General features: G+C 53.9%; 14 protein-coding genes. 8 read left to right on the forward strand and 6 right to left on the reverse strand.

From position 1 onward, the window contains the following. Positions 1-146 precede the first annotated feature (146 nt). Complete coding sequence (gene upp, locus NR177_RS13065) at positions 147-773, reverse strand: uracil phosphoribosyltransferase (RefSeq protein ID WP_013026702.1); 627 nt, start codon at positions 771-773, stop codon at positions 147-149. A 229-nt stretch (positions 774-1,002) separates the two neighbouring features. Here upp and purM point away from each other — a divergent pair, with 229 nt between their 5' ends. Together purM and purN are read left to right on the forward strand one after the other, a co-directional pair. Further along, the gene (gene purM, locus NR177_RS13070; protein WP_096012831.1) at positions 1,003-2,043 is read left to right on the forward strand and encodes a phosphoribosylformylglycinamidine cyclo-ligase; all 1,041 of its coding nucleotides are present in this window, start codon (positions 1,003-1,005) and stop codon (positions 2,041-2,043) included. Beyond that, on the forward strand, positions 2,040-2,678 hold the full coding sequence (gene purN, locus NR177_RS13075) for a phosphoribosylglycinamide formyltransferase (RefSeq protein ID WP_256853027.1): 639 nt from the start codon (positions 2,040-2,042) through the stop codon (positions 2,676-2,678). Before purM ends, purN begins: the two co-directional genes overlap by 4 nt. A 29-nt stretch (positions 2,679-2,707) precedes the next feature. On the opposite strand, the gene pstB is transcribed toward purN, so the two are convergent. From pstB to NR177_RS13090, 3 genes are read right to left on the reverse strand one after another with little or no spacing between them, the layout of a single operon-like run. Then, positions 2,708-3,481 carry a phosphate ABC transporter ATP-binding protein PstB gene (gene pstB, locus NR177_RS13080; protein WP_063880543.1) on the reverse strand — a complete coding sequence of 258 codons (774 nt, stop codon included), beginning with the start codon at positions 3,479-3,481 and terminating at the stop codon, positions 2,708-2,710. A 6-nt stretch (positions 3,482-3,487) separates the two neighbouring features. Further along, positions 3,488-5,122 carry a phosphate ABC transporter permease PstA gene (gene pstA / locus NR177_RS13085; RefSeq protein ID WP_145394068.1) on the reverse strand — a complete coding sequence of 545 codons (1,635 nt, stop codon included), beginning with the start codon at positions 5,120-5,122 and terminating at the stop codon, positions 3,488-3,490. Beyond that, positions 5,119-7,215, reverse strand: coding sequence for an ABC transporter permease subunit (locus tag NR177_RS13090; RefSeq protein ID WP_256853028.1), 2,097 nt, complete (start codon positions 7,213-7,215; stop codon positions 5,119-5,121). Before NR177_RS13090 ends, pstA begins: the two co-directional genes overlap by 4 nt. A 154-nt stretch (positions 7,216-7,369) precedes the next feature. Here NR177_RS13090 and ppk1 point away from each other — a divergent pair, with 154 nt between their 5' ends. The 5 genes from ppk1 (at position 7,370) to mgtE (ending at position 13,442) form a co-directional block, all read left to right on the forward strand. Further along, positions 7,370-9,430: a polyphosphate kinase 1 gene (gene ppk1 / locus NR177_RS13095; RefSeq protein WP_063880546.1), complete on the forward strand. Its 2,061-nt coding sequence runs from the start codon at positions 7,370-7,372 to the stop codon at positions 9,428-9,430. Between the two features lie 5 nt (positions 9,431-9,435). Further along, on the forward strand, positions 9,436-10,959 hold the full coding sequence (ppx, locus tag NR177_RS13100; protein ID WP_063880547.1) for an exopolyphosphatase: 1,524 nt from the start codon (positions 9,436-9,438) through the stop codon (positions 10,957-10,959). 2 nt (positions 10,960-10,961) lie between these two features. Beyond that, complete coding sequence (gene tehB / locus NR177_RS13105; protein ID WP_256853029.1) at positions 10,962-11,600, forward strand: tellurite resistance methyltransferase TehB; 639 nt, start codon at positions 10,962-10,964, stop codon at positions 11,598-11,600. A gap of 98 nt (positions 11,601-11,698) precedes the next feature. After that, positions 11,699-11,884, forward strand: a complete 186-nt coding sequence (locus NR177_RS13110; protein WP_063880548.1) for a YfgG family protein — start codon at positions 11,699-11,701, stop codon at positions 11,882-11,884. Between the two features lie 124 nt (positions 11,885-12,008). Next, entirely contained in the window at positions 12,009-13,442 is a 1,434-nt protein-coding gene (mgtE, locus tag NR177_RS13115; RefSeq protein ID WP_256853030.1) for a magnesium transporter, read from the forward strand. Here mgtE and NR177_RS13120 read toward each other — a convergent pair whose 3' ends face one another. Together NR177_RS13120 and NR177_RS13125 are read right to left on the reverse strand one after the other, a co-directional pair. After that, positions 13,443-13,946, reverse strand: a complete 504-nt coding sequence (locus NR177_RS13120) for an AlpA family transcriptional regulator (RefSeq protein WP_096012827.1) — start codon at positions 13,944-13,946, stop codon at positions 13,443-13,445. A 1-nt stretch (position 13,947) separates the two neighbouring features. After that, positions 13,948-14,211 (reverse strand): hypothetical protein, encoded by a 264-nt coding sequence (locus NR177_RS13125; protein ID WP_082875218.1) that lies wholly within the window; start codon positions 14,209-14,211, stop codon positions 13,948-13,950. A 189-nt stretch (positions 14,212-14,400) separates the two neighbouring features. On the opposite strand from NR177_RS13125, the gene NR177_RS13130 reads away from it, so the two are divergent. Continuing rightward, the gene (locus tag NR177_RS13130; protein WP_063880551.1) at positions 14,401-14,580 is read left to right on the forward strand and encodes a DUF2158 domain-containing protein; all 180 of its coding nucleotides are present in this window, start codon (positions 14,401-14,403) and stop codon (positions 14,578-14,580) included. The last annotated feature ends 46 nt before the right edge of the window (positions 14,581-14,626 follow it).

Genomic DNA, 14,626 nt, shown 5'->3' on the forward strand with positions numbered 1-14,626 from the left:
GAGTTAATCGTCTGTTTTTAGATAAAAAAAAGCCGACTCTGTGGTCGGCTAATTCATTTGATGGTCTGTTACGACAGAAAAAAGCGGCCCGGCCTGCTGCTGCAGGCTGAAAACACCGTGATGCGTGGAGCCGCGCATTTTCGTCATTACTTGGTGCCGAAGATTTTATCGCCAGCATCACCCAGGCCCGGGATGATGTAGCCTTTGTCGTTGAGTCCCTGATCCACAGAAGCGGTGTAAAGCTCAACATCCGGATGCGCTTTTTCCAGCGCGGCAATGCCTTCAGGCGCAGCGACCAGCACCAGCACTTTTATGCTGCTACAGCCCGCTTTCTTTAACAGATCGATCGTGGCGATCATCGAGCCGCCTGTGGCCAGCATCGGGTCAACCACTAATGCCAGGCGCTCTTCAATATTTGAAACTAGCTTCTGGAAATAAGGTACTGGCTCCAGGGTTTCTTCGTCACGGTAAACGCCCACGACGCTGATGCGTGCGCTGGGAACGTGTTCAAGCACCCCTTCCATCATGCCCAGACCGGCACGCAGAATAGGCACCACGGTGATTTTTTTACCTTTGATTTGATCAACCTGAACCGGGCCATTCCAGCCCTCAATTGTCACCTTTTCGGTTTCCAGGTCGGCGGTGGCTTCATAGGTCAGCAGACTGCCAACTTCAGAGGCCAGCTCGCGGAAACGCTTTGTACTGATATCATGCTCACGCATCAGTCCCAGTTTATGTTTGACCAGCGGGTGTTTAACTTCCACGATCTTCATTGTTGTTCTCCCGGAGTGAGTTGAGCTAAAAAAAATCGCCGGATTATACCGCCTTTTCGCCCCTGCGCCACATGTGCTTGCGCAATCAAATGCATTTTGTCAGGACAAAGTAAGGATTAATGAAAATCGCCAGGGACGCAATCTGAGACTCGCAAACGTTTGCCTGCGCTGGTAGAATTGCCGCGCTTTATATTAAACCACCAACCGCAACTCGCGTGGGGACCTCGCAGTGACCGATAAGACCTCTCTCAGTTACAAAGACGCCGGTGTTGATATTGATGCTGGTAACGCTCTGGTTGACCGTATTAAAGGCGTAGTGAAAAAGACGCGTCGCCCGGAAGTAATGGGTGGACTGGGCGGTTTCGGTGCGCTTTGTGCGCTGCCGCAAAAATACCGTGAACCCGTGCTGGTCTCCGGCACCGACGGCGTAGGTACCAAACTGCGTCTGGCGATGGATCTCAAGCGCCACGATGCCATCGGCATTGACCTGGTGGCGATGTGTGTCAACGACCTGGTGGTACAAGGCGCTGAACCGCTCTTCTTCCTGGATTATTACGCCACCGGCAAACTGGATGTGGATACCGCTTCCGCCGTTATCACCGGTATCGCCGAGGGTTGCCTGCAGTCAGGCTGTGCACTGGTGGGCGGTGAAACCGCTGAAATGCCAGGAATGTATCATGGCGAAGACTACGACGTGGCTGGCTTTTGCGTGGGCGTGGTTGAGAAGTCAGACATCATTGATGGCAGCAAAGTGCAGGATGGCGATGTCCTGATCGCATTAGGTTCCAGCGGCCCGCACTCCAATGGTTATTCACTGGTGCGCAAAATCCTGGAAGTCAGCGGTACCGATCCGCTGGTGGAACAGCTGGAAGGCAAACCGCTTGCCGATCATCTGCTTGAGCCAACCCGTATCTACGTCAAGAACATCCTGAGCCTGATCGAACAGGTCGATGTACACGCTATCGCTCACCTTACCGGTGGCGGTTTCTGGGAAAATATCCCACGCGTGCTGCCCGATAATACCCAGGCCGTGATTGACGAGAACAGCTGGCAGTGGCCCGCCGTGTTTAGCTGGATGCAGCAGGCCGGTAATGTCAGCCGTCATGAAATGTACCGCACGTTCAACTGTGGCGTCGGTATGGTGATTGCACTGAGCCCTGCCGATGCGGATAACGCCGTTGAACTGATGCGCGCCGCTGGTGAAAATGCCTGGAAAATTGGCGTGATTAACGCATCAGAAGCGGAAGAGCGTGTGGTCATCACGTCATGAAAAAGCTGGTTGTGCTGATTTCCGGCAACGGAAGCAATCTTCAGTCCATCCTTGACGCCTGTGCAAACGGGCGTATTCACGGCAGCGTCGCTGCCGTATTCAGTAATAACGCTTCCGCCTACGGCTTAGTGCGCGCCTCGCTCGCCGGGATTCCGGCGACCGCGCTGAATCCCCGTGATTTCAGCGATCGTGAACGTTTTGATCGGCAGCTTATGCATGAGATCGATGCTTATGCCCCGGACGTCGTCGTGCTGGCCGGTTATATGCGCATTTTAAGCCATGCTTTTGTGGCGCATTACGCTGACCGCCTGCTGAATATTCACCCGTCGCTTCTGCCCAAATATCCCGGTCTGCATACTCACCGCCAGGCGCTGGAAAACGGCGATGCTGAACACGGCACCTCTGTGCATTTCGTGACGGATGAGCTTGACGGTGGGCCGGTGATTCTACAGGCAAAGGTGCCGGTTTTTGCGGAAGACAGTGAAGCGGACATTACCGAGCGCGTACAACATCAGGAACATGCCATTTATCCACTGGTGATTAGCTGGTTTGTTGAAGGCCGACTAGCCATGCGTGAGGGTCAGGCCTGGCTGGATGGTAAACCATTGCCCCCTCAGGGTTATGCACACGAGTAACTCATAGGGAGCCTGGCTCCCTGCACCTGTCAGCCATACCGCCCGGTAATATAATCTTCCGTTCGCCGCACCTTCGGCGCAGTGAAAATGCGGTCGGTGTCATCAAATTCGACCAACGCGCCATTGTGCATAAAGGCGGTGTAGTCCGACACCCGTGAAGCCTGCTGCATATTGTGGGTGACCAGCACCAACGTGAAGTGCTGTTTCAGGGTGCTCATCAGTTCCTCAATCACCAGCGTTGAAATCGGGTCCAGGGCGGATGTCGGCTCATCCAGCAACAGCACGTCCGGCTCAATCGCGATAGCACGCGCAATCACTAACCTTTGCTGCTGACCGGTGGAGAGCGTCAGGGCATTCTGTGCCAGTTGATCTTTCACTTCCCCCCATAACGCCGCCGCCCGCAGTGCTCGTTCACAGGCCTCGTTCAGCACCCGCTTATCGCGCACGCCCTGTAAGCGCAGCCCATAAACCACGTTTTCGTAAACCGACTTCGGAAAAGGATTGGGCCGCTGGAACACCATCCCAACACGACGGCGTAGCGCGGAACGATCCTGAGTGGGCCGCATAATCGACTGCTGCTCAAGCAAAATGTCCCCGTCGACACGACAATTGTCGATCACATCATTCATGCGGTTAAAACACCGCAGCAGCGTTGATTTGCCACAGCCGGAGGGACCGATTAATGCGGTAATCCGGTTTTTAGGCAGTTGTAGCGAGATATCATGAAGCACCTGGCGCTCACCGTACCAGAGTGAAAGATGATCAACGGTTAGCGCAATATCAGTTTCGGGCATTGTAGTCATCGTCAGTTATTGAGTCATCAGGCGATAGCGTTCACGCAGACGGTGACGCAGGCCCATGGCTAACAGGTTCAGCAACAGAATAATTAACACCAGCAGCAGCGCCGTGGCAAAAACCAACGGACGGTCGGCCTCTGTATTAGGGCTTTGAAAGGCTAAATCATAAATCTGAAAGCCCAGATGCATGAATTTCCTGTCAAGGTGCAGATAGGGGAAGACGGCATCAACGGGCAATTCCGGTACCATTTTTACCACGCCAACCAACATCAGGGGGGCGGTTTCTCCCGCCGCGCGGGCCACCGCCAGAATCAGCCCGGTTAACATGGCCGGAACCGCCATCGGTAACACCACATTCCACAAGGTTTCGGCCTGGGTCGCCCCGAGCGCCAGCGATCCCTGCCTCAGACTATCCGGAATACGTGATAACCCCTCTTCCGTTGCCACAATCACCACCGGCAGGGTCAGCAAGGCCAGCGTCAGCGATGCCCAAAGTAAGCCCGGCGTACCGAACGTGGGATTCGGCAGTGCGCTGCTGTAAAACAGCCGATCGACCGTTCCGCCCACCAGCCAGACAAAAAAGCCCAGACCAAACACACCATAGACAATAGAGGGCACGCCCGCCAGATTCACCACCGCGATGCGCACCAGCCGAGTCAACGCATTACGTCCGGCATATTCATGCAGCCAGACTGCCGCGATGACCCCCAGCGGCATGACCACCACCGACATCAGCAGCACCATCAGCACCGTGCCGAACAGCGCGGGGAAAACGCCAAAATCGCTTTCGCCTTCGGCAGGTGAATCGCTGACAAAGCGCCACAACTGCTGTAAGAAGTGCCCTGTTTTTTCTGTTAGCGTCATGGCGTTGGGCTGCCAGGCGGCCACAATCTGCGACAGTGGGATACTGTGCTCAATGCCATTAACGTCACGCAGAATCAACACGTCACGCTCGCTTTCTTCTTGCAGGTTGTTGAGTCTTTCATTGAGCTGGATAAGCCGGCGTTCCAGGGCTGCCTGGTTGGCGTCGTATTCTGACTGCGCCTGTAAATCGAACTGCTTTTCCTCGCGCTGCTGTTCAGCCTGATCGTCTAACTGATCCAGTTGTTGATTCAGCTGGGCCATATCAATACGACGGATCTCGCTGGCCTGGCGCACAGTGAGCTGTACCTGTTCGAGTCGCTGCTGCAGTAGCGCATGGATGTTCTTTGCCGTCAGCGCCTCATTGTCTTCGCGCAAGCCGACAAGCCAGCCGTAAGCATTGCCGTGGCTGCGGCGCTGTAACACCATGATATCGTCCGGCTGACTGACCGCCGGTGCGGCTTTGCTGAGCGCAATACGAAAATCGGGCGCGGCCCAGTCGCGATTGCCGGTCTTGATCAGGTAGCGGTGCAGAAAGGCTCGCTGGCCGTCTGTCCCTTCAGCGGGTGCCGGATACTTCGACTGCCGCTCAAGGGTTTCACCCAGCAGGCGGGTTTGACTGCCGTCGGGCTGCGTAAACGTATAGAGCTCTACTCTGTGGGGCCAAAACGTCCGTAGCCCCTGCCATCCCAGCAACCCAATCAGTAAGGTAAACGCCAGCAGACACACCGTCACGGCCCCGGCCGTTAACCAGCGCCAGCGGTCGTTTTGTCGCATCACCTTCATGCCTGCTCCTTATACTGACTGAAGCGCAGGCGCAGGCGCTGGCGAATGAGTTCTGCAAAGGTATTAATGATCATCGTAAAAATCAGCAGCAATAGCGCACTTAAGAACAGAATCCGATAATGGGCGCTGCCCACTGCGGCTTCGGGCATCTCAATCGCGATATTGGCGGAAAGCGTACGCAGGCCGCTGAACAAGCCGCCTTCACTTTGCGGCGTGTTACCGGTCGCCATGAGTAAAATCATGGTTTCGCCGACCGCCCTGCCAAAGCCAATCATCAGGGCGGCAAAGATGCCCGCCGAGGCGCCCGGCAGCACCACGCGCGTCAGGGTTTGCCAGGGCGTGGCACCCAGCGCCAGTGAACCTTGTCCCAACGAGGCCGGTACGCTAAACAGCGCATCCTCTGCCAGGGTAAAAATTAAGGGCACCAGCGCAAACCCCATCGCCAGCGCTGCCACCAGCAGGTTACGTTGCTCGTAATGCGGTAGCCAGTCGCCGGCATCCGGTACGATCAGCGTCGGCAGCCACAACGTTAGCAGAGTGACAACAAGCAGCACAGGCAGTAATAACAGCACCTCGCGCCCCGGCTGCCGCCAGCGTTCAGGCAGACGATGGCTCACTACGCCGCACCCGAGCAGGCTACCGGCAAGTGTGACGGGCAGCAACAGCACGCCAATTAACGCCTGACCTACATGGGGCGCTAACCATAATCCTGCTATCAGTCCGATCACCACGCTGGGCAGTGCGCCCATCATCTCAATCGCGGGCTTAACCCAACGGCGCAAGCCCGGCGCCATAAACCACGCAGTATACATGGCAGCCGCCAGCGCCAGCGGTGTCGCAAACAACAGTGCCATGCTGGCCGCTTTCAGCGTGCCCACGACCATGGGGATTAAGCTGAATTTTGCCTGATAGCTGTCGCCAGCATTCGTGGATTGCCAGACCCAGTCGGGTTTAGGGTAGTTTTCATACCAGATTTTTTGCCAGAAATTACGCCAGGTCACATCCGGCCAGGCATTCGTCAGCTTCAGCGTTTCCCAGCCTGACTGCCGTTCCAGCAACAGGCTGTCGCCATGGGGTGAGAATTGCGCCTGAAGAATGCCGGGGGCCAGCTGACGTTGCAGGATCGGCCCATTCTGTTTACTGGCAAAGACTTTCAACATGCCGGCGTGATCAAAAGTGGCGAAAACCCGTCGCTGTGGCTCGCTGATGATCGTGGCCTGTCCGGCGCTGTGTTCAAAGGTACGCACAGGGTGTAAGCGCAGACCGTGCTCACCTGCGATGGAAAACCACTGGGTAATGCCGCTGTCATCCCGGATCAGCAGGGTTTGCCCTCCAGCCAGTAACTGCAGCTGCTGAGGCACCTGAGGCAGCGTCTGCGTTTCGCGCAGCCATGCTCGCCCGTCATCAATTTGCCAGACCCGCAGCAGGTGACCTTCGGTGGTATACAGCAGATCACCTTCGGGCGACAGTAACAGATGTTGGGGCTGCTGGGCTGGCAGCGTAATCAGCGATGCCTGCTGGTTAGTGCCCAGCGTCAGTATGCTTAATCCTGCGTCACCTGAGGCGGCAATGCGCCACTGTTCCGGGGTTATTGTGGCGAGCGCCATCTTTTTTATGCCACCCTGCGGCAGCCGAAACACGTTATCGCCTAGCGGAAAATGCCACTCGCCCTCGCCCTGGCTTATCACCGGTTGCAGCAGCGTTAAGTTGCCCTGGGCATTAAGCAGTAATGTCCTGTCGTCTGCGCTGGTCACGATTTGCTGTGGAACGGATGACAGCACTAAAGCCGGTGCCGCCGGTTGGCCATTCAGCGGAATAAATCGCGCCTTACCATCACTGCTGATGCGCCAGCCCAGGGTTCCCTGGTTGCCAATCGCCAGGGCCGGGGCCGAGTCCCACAGTCGTTGGCTGCTGATGCTTTGCACGCCCGGCGCGCTGAACAGCGGCAGGACCACCCAAAGCAACCAGAAGAACAGCAGCATCATCAGTAGCAGAATAGCCACCCCGCAAGACGTGACGAGGCGCCGCGTAAAGCGGTCAATCGCACGTCGTCGGCGATCGCTAAACTGCACAGGAATATGGTTTACGCTCATGCGGCCCTGATTATCCGGCGGAAATGAGTCGCTATGTTGCCCGTAGCTGGTTGATAAGACAACTTTTGCCGTTGGACAACCTTGCCATACTCTCGCCATAATGCAGTTGGATACTGTATCGTCGTCAGTCCTGCAACCGTCATACGGAGTGAGAATGGGTCAGGTAAAGCTTTATATCGAAAAAGAAATGAGCTGGTTGTGCTTTAACGAACGTGTTTTGCAGGAAGCGGCAGATAAAAGTAATCCGCTGATTGAACGTATGCGTTTCTTAGGTATTTACTCGAACAACCTCGACGAATTTTACAAGGTACGTTTTGCCGATTTGAAACGACGTATCCTGATTGGCGAAGAGCAAGGCTCTGCCAGTACGCCACGTCATTTATTAAAGAAGATTCAACAGCGCGTCCTGAAATCAGATCAGGAATTTGATGCCCTGTATAACGACCTGCTGCTGGAGATGGCGCGCAATCAAATCTTCCTGATTAATGAGCGTCAGCTTTCCCCCAATCAGCAAAGCTGGCTGCGCCACTATTTCAAGCATGAACTGCGTCAGCACATCACGCCGATTCTGATTACCCATGAAACCGACCTGACCGAGTTTCTTAAAGACGATTACACGTACCTGGCCGTTGAAATTATTCGCGGTCAGGATATTCAGTACGCCCTGCTGGAGATCCCCTCCGACAAGGTGCCGCGCTTTATTAATCTGCCAGCTGAACCGCCACGTCGCCGTAAACCCATGATCCTGTTAGATAACATCCTGCGCTATTGCCTGGATGATATCTTCAAGGGGTTTTATGACTACGACACGCTCAACGCTTATTCGATGAAAATGACGCGTGACGCAGAGTACGATCTGGTAACGGAAATGGAATCCAGCCTGCTGGAACTGATGTCCTCCAGTCTGAAACAACGTCTGACGGCTGAACCTGTGCGGTTTGTTTACCAGCGCGACATGCCGGACTCGATGGTGGCGCTGCTGTGCGACAAATTGTCGATTTCAAATTATGACTCCGTCCTGGCGGGCGGCCGTTACCACAACTTTAAAGATTTTATCGGCTTCCCTAATGTCGGGAAAAACAACCTGATTAACCGGCCGATGCCGCAAATCCGTCATATTGGCTTTGATGGTTTCCGCAACGGTTTTGATGCTATCCGTAATCGCGACGTGCTGCTTTACTATCCGTATCACACCTTCGAGCATGTGCTGGAATTGTTACGTCAGGCGTCATTCGACCCGAGCGTGCTGGCGATTAAAATCAATATTTACCGCGTCGCCAAGCATTCCCGCATCATGGATGCGATGATTCATGCCGCCTATAACGGCAAGAAAGTCACGGTTGTGGTAGAACTTCAGGCCCGCTTTGATGAAGAGGCCAATATTTACTGGGCGAAACGTCTGACTGAAGCCGGTGTACACGTTATTTTCTCGGCACCCGGCCTGAAGATTCACGCCAAACTGTTTTTAATTTCCCGACGTGAAGGCGAAGAGATCGTGCGCTACGCCCACATTGGCACCGGTAACTTCAACGAAAAAACGGCAAGGCTCTACACGGACTATTCCCTGTTAACCGCCGATGCTCGTATCACCAATGAAGTGCGCCGGGTGTTCAACTTTATCGAAAACCCTTACCGTCCGGTGACCTTTGACCATTTAATGGTTTCTCCGCAAAACTCACGTCGGATGCTGTATGATTTGATCGATAACGAGATAGCCAATGCCCAGCAAAAACGCCCCAGTGGGATTACGCTGAAAATTAACAACCTGGTGGACAAAGGGCTGGTAGACAGGCTTTATACCGCATCCAGCGTGGGCGTAAATGTTAATTTACTGGTGCGCGGAATGTGCTCATTGATTCCAGACTTGCCCGGGATCAGTGAAAATATTCGCGTAATCAGTATCGTTGACCGCTTCCTGGAACACGACCGTGTTTATATTTTTGAAAACGGTGGTGATAAGAAAGTGTTTCTTTCATCCGCTGACTGGATGACGCGTAACATTGATTATCGCATCGAAGTTGCCGTAGCGATCCTTGATCCACAAATAAAGCAGCGCATTCTGGACATTATTGCTATTCAGCTCAGCGACACCGTTAAAGCCCGGGTTGTCGATAAAGAGCTGACTAACCAGTACGTTCAGCGCGGCAATCGTCGTAAAGTGCGGTCGCAGATGGCCATTTACGATTACATTAAGAAGCTGGAACAACCTGAATAACGCCTATGCCAATCTCCCAAAAAAGTACGCCGAAACCTCAAGAGTTTGCGGCAATTGACCTTGGTTCCAATAGTTTCCACATGGTAATTGCCCGCGTGGTGGATGGTGCTTTGCAGGTTCTGGGGCGTCTGAAGCAACGGGTACATCTGGCCGATGGTCTGGATGCCAAAAATTACCTGAGCGAAGAGGCAATGGAACGCGGGCTGAACTGCCTGGCGCTGTTTGCTGAACGCCTGCAGGGTTTTAACGCCAGCAACGTGACGATTGTGGGCACCCATACGTTACGCCAGGCGGTGAACGCCGAAACCTTTTTGCAGCGTGCAGCAGAGGTCATTCCCTATCCGATTGAGGTGATTTCCGGCCACGAAGAAGCTCGCCTGATTTTTATGGGCGTCGAGCATACTCAGCCAGAAAAAGGCCGCAAGCTGGTGATCGACATCGGCGGCGGGTCAACGGAATTGGTTATCGGCGAGGATTTTGAGCCGCAACTGGTGGAAAGCCGTCGTATGGGCTGCGTCAGTTTTGCCCAGCTTTATTTCCCTGGCGGTGAAATCAGCGTAGAGAACTTTCGTCGCGCTCGCCTGGCCGCCACTCAAAAGCTGGAAACGCTGGCGTGGCAGTATCGTCTGCACGGCTGGCAGTATGCGCTGGGCGCATCGGGCACCATCAAAGCGGCCTGCGAAGTGCTGCTGGCCATGGGCGAGAAAGAGAAGCTGATTACGCCCGAGCGCCTGACCATGCTTTACGATGAAGTCATTAAGCACAAATCCTTTGCGGCACTGAGTCTGCCGGGTCTGTCTGAAGAGCGTAAAAGCGTATTTGTTCCCGGCTTAGCCATTCTCTGTGGCGTGTTTGATGCACTCGCCATCCGTGAGCTGACGCTGAGTGATGGCGCCCTCCGGGAAGGCGTGCTGTATGAAATGGAAGGCCGTTTCCGTCATCAGGATATTCGCAGCCGTACAGCCCAGAGCCTGGCTAATCACTATGCCATTGACAGCGATCAGGCCCGGCGCGTACTGGAAACGACTGAACAGCTTTATCTGCAGTGGCGCGATCAAAATCCCAAACTGGCGAATCCACAGCTGGCTGCGCTGTTAAAATGGGCAGCCATGTTGCATGAGGTCGGGCTGACCATTAACCACAGTGGTTTACAGCGCCATTCTGCCTATATTTTGCAGAACACTAACCTGCCGGGCTTCAATCAGGATCAGCAAATGCTGTTGGCGGCGCTGGTCAGATTTCACCGTAAAGCGGTGAAGGTGGATGAGCTGCCACGCGTGACGCTGTTCAAGAAGAAGCAGTTTTTACCCCTGATCTTTCTGCTTCGTCTGGGCACCTTACTGAACAACCAGCGCCAGGCCACGACGCGCCCGGATTCGTTAAAACTGACCTGCGATGACGGTCACTGGACGCTCACCTTCCCGGCAGGCTATTTCAATCAGAATAACCTGGTGCAACTCGATCTTGAGCGTGAGCAAACCTACTGGGATGAAGTAACCGGCTGGAAACTGATTCTCGCAGAAGCCTGATAATGCGGGCATTGACTGCCCGCATCACTGAACCGACGACGATGACATTACGAACCGATAATTATTTTGCCGAGACCTACGGCTTAACACCGACCCATTCTGAAGTGGTCGAAGCCTTACCTCAGTTGACGCCCGGAAAAGCGCTTGATCTGGGATGCGGAAGCGGGCGTAACACGCTGTTCCTGAATCAACATGGTTTTGAAGTCACGGCCTGGGACCATAATCCCGCCAGCCTGGATCGCCTGAATCACATTATTGCCACCGAAGGCCTGACCGGCATTCATACGGCCCAACAGGATCTGAACCAGGTGCGTTTTAATGGAGCCTACCAAGTGGTGCTCTCCACGGTGGTAATGATGTTTTTACAACCGGGAACGATCCCGCAGCTTATTGCCGATATGCAGGCCTGTACGGTGAAAAACGGCTTTAACCTGATTGTTGCGGCCATGAATACCGAGGACGCGCCCTGCCCGTCTGACTTCCCGTTTGCCTTTAAATCGGGTGAGTTAAGTCATTACTACCGCAACTGGCATATTGTGAAGTACAACGAAAACCGGGGACAGCTACATCGCAAAGATGAAAACGGCAACCGGATTAACTGCCGCTTTGCCACGCTGTTGGCGCAGAAAGCCAGTTATTAACACAGTTGTGTTTTTTTTAAACAACGGTTGATTTCACTGGGCGACTGTGACTAAATATTGCTGTCGCCCGGTTTGGGTTATTACAGGAATTACCCTGCGTGAACAGCGCCCTTTCTCCACGAAGACGTAAAAAAAGCGTCAGCATGACGCGGATTGTTTTACTGATCAGTTTTATCATTCTGTTTAGTCGCCTCGTTTTTATCCTGCCTGCGGCCTTCGAGCATCACCAGCAAAAACAAACTGAATCACCGCCGGTGATCACGACGCTTTCTGACAGTCGTTAATCGAAAGGTGTCATTAACCTGATTAAACGACGCGCAATCCCGCTGCTTGCGCCATTTTTTACATCCCTTTTCCAGTCAAAACGCTACACTTCGTGCAGGTGCTTTCAGACTAAAGGGATGCAATGTGTCTGCCTCACACTCTCAACGTTTAAGTGAAATTCGTCATCGTATTCTGACGCTGCTGCTCAATGAGCACGACCTTGTGGATGAATTACTGGATAAAGCCAGTCATCTCTCCCCTGAGCAGCAACGTGAAAATGCGATACATCGGGAAATACTCCAGCAAGACATCAGCCAGCTTCACGCCGCTGACCTTGCCGATATTCTTGAAGCCTTGCCTGAAGAAGCCCGACTGGCACTCTGGAGCCTGGTTCCGGGTGAAAAACGCGGCCGCGTACTGGTTGAAGCCTCAGAAACCGTCTGGGACAGCCTGACCGAAGAGATGAGCGATCGCGCCATCCTGCAGGCGATGGAACCGCTGGATATTGACGATCAGGCCTGGCTGGTGCGTTACCTGCCGCGCGACCTTACAGGACGCCTGCTGACCTCTCTGGAGCCGAACCTGCGAGCACGCATCCTGAGCGTGATGCAGTTTGACCGTGATCGCGTGGGTCGGGTCATGGACTTTAATATCCTCACGGTACGCGAGGATGTCACATTAGCCACTGTGCAGCGCTTTTTGCGTAAAGGCAAAAGCATGCCGGATGGCACAGACAAAATCTTCATCACCAATGAAAACAATCAGCTGCTGGGCGAGCTACTGCTAACCGATATCCTGCTGAACAAACCTAAGACTATGGTGAGCGACGTGATGAATTCGCATCCCACCACCTTTCAGCTCGACGACAAAGCCGAAGACGCGGCCAGTGCCTTTGAACGTTATAACCTGATCTCAGCGGCGGTGACCGATGCGCAGGGTAAACTTATTGGCCGTATTACCATTGAAGACGTTGTCGACCTGGTCAACAAAGAGAACGAAAGCAATATCCGTAAAATGGGCGGGATTAGCCAGGAAGAGGATGTTTTCGCCCCGGTGCGTAAATCTGTGCGTAATCGCTGGGCCTGGCTGGCGATCAATTTATGTACGGCGTTTATTGCATCCCGCGTCATTGGCCTGTTTGAAAACACTATCTCGCAAATTGTCGCCCTTGCCACGTTAATGCCGATTATTGCCGGTATTGGCGGTAATACCGGCAATCAGACCATCACGATGATTGTCCGCGCCCTTGCGCTGCATCAGGTTGAACCGGGCAACTTCTCGTTCCTGTTTATGCGCGAACTCGGCGTAGCCTTGATCAACGGCCTGTTCTGGGGCGCGATTATGGGCGGTATCACCTGGCTTATGTACGACAACATGGCGCTGGGCGGCGTCATGATGCTGGCCATGGTGCTGAATCTTCTGCTGGCAGCCATAATGGGTGTGATGGTGCCGCTGGTCATGACCAAAATGAAACGCGATCCCGCCGTGGGCTCCAGCGTATTAATTACCGCCATCACCGATACCGGTGGTTTTTTTATTTTCCTGGGCCTGGCGACGATCTTCCTGATACCGCATTGATTACTGGTTTTGATAACCGTAGCGCTGCAGCGATCCCATGACATTCAGTCGACGTGTCACCTGTGCCAGTTCGCAGGTGACCGCGGGCAGCTGGTAGTGATTGCGCTGCCCCAGCCACTCCAGCACATCAGCTAAATGCCAGATAGCCGTTTTGCCATCGTGTACCGGTAACGGAAACTGTTTACTGTGCGTCAGCATCAGTTTGCGCATGTTCTGACGTGATACACCAATCAGGTCTGCAACATCAGTTAAGCCGACAAAATCAGGCGCGGCTTCAACCATCAATGCGCCAGGAATAGCAGACTGCACATCTGCTATCGCACTGCTGAGTGCGTGGCTCGCCGAGTCGGCGTGGCGCGTAAATTCCAGCGCCAGCTTGCCTGCCACACCGGCACCGACCAATGCATCATCGCATCCTGCCTCCGCCAGTTTTTCCAGTAACGCATCAATGGACCCCGCTGATTCAGGCAATTCAAACCGCAAGATGAAATGATATTCCGTCATATTAATTCCCTCTTTTTAACGTATCAGTAACGGTACAGTTATCTACCACGCGCCGCAGCGCTCTGGCATGGTTATGGGCATTTTTTGGCGTGCGCCAGATACAGGTCAGACAGTATTCCCCACAGCGGCACGTCGCCAGATTTGCCGGACAGTACATTTTGCCCCATGCGTGATGACCCGTAGCCACCACGAGCCACCCCTGTGATTCTGCGTAACATAAGGCGGCTTCAATCTCTTTGCTGGGATGTCGCTTTCTGTCCACCATGGCGCCTATCATTCCTTGTCTTTAGAGGGTTGTCAACTGACAACTAAAGTGTCATTCGTGCGGTACAGGGGCAGCATGCGGGCTGTCTGGCGGCAGGTAAAACAGGTTGCGACTAAAATGGAAAGGATTACGCAAAAAAGTGTCAGCCTGACGTGATGGACGACAATCGAAGATAACAACGGAGGAAATATGTTTAAAACTGATGACCTGGTACAAGCGAAAACGGGCGGACCCAAAATGGTCGTACTGCGTGCCGATGGTGAAACACTGTGGTGCGCTCGCGTGGACGATGCCAGCAAAAAGGAAATTGAAGTTAACGCAGAAAGCGTCAATCTCTACCATGAAGAGGGCGATTTTGGCGTCTGTTAAAAGGGATGACGTGACTCACACCGACCGCAACGGTTAAGGCAACCGG

Origin of the sequence: Pantoea sp. Fr+CA_20, assembly GCF_024520835.1 — a bacterium.
Classification (GTDB): Bacteria; Pseudomonadota; Gammaproteobacteria; order Enterobacterales; family Enterobacteriaceae; genus Pantoea; species Pantoea allii.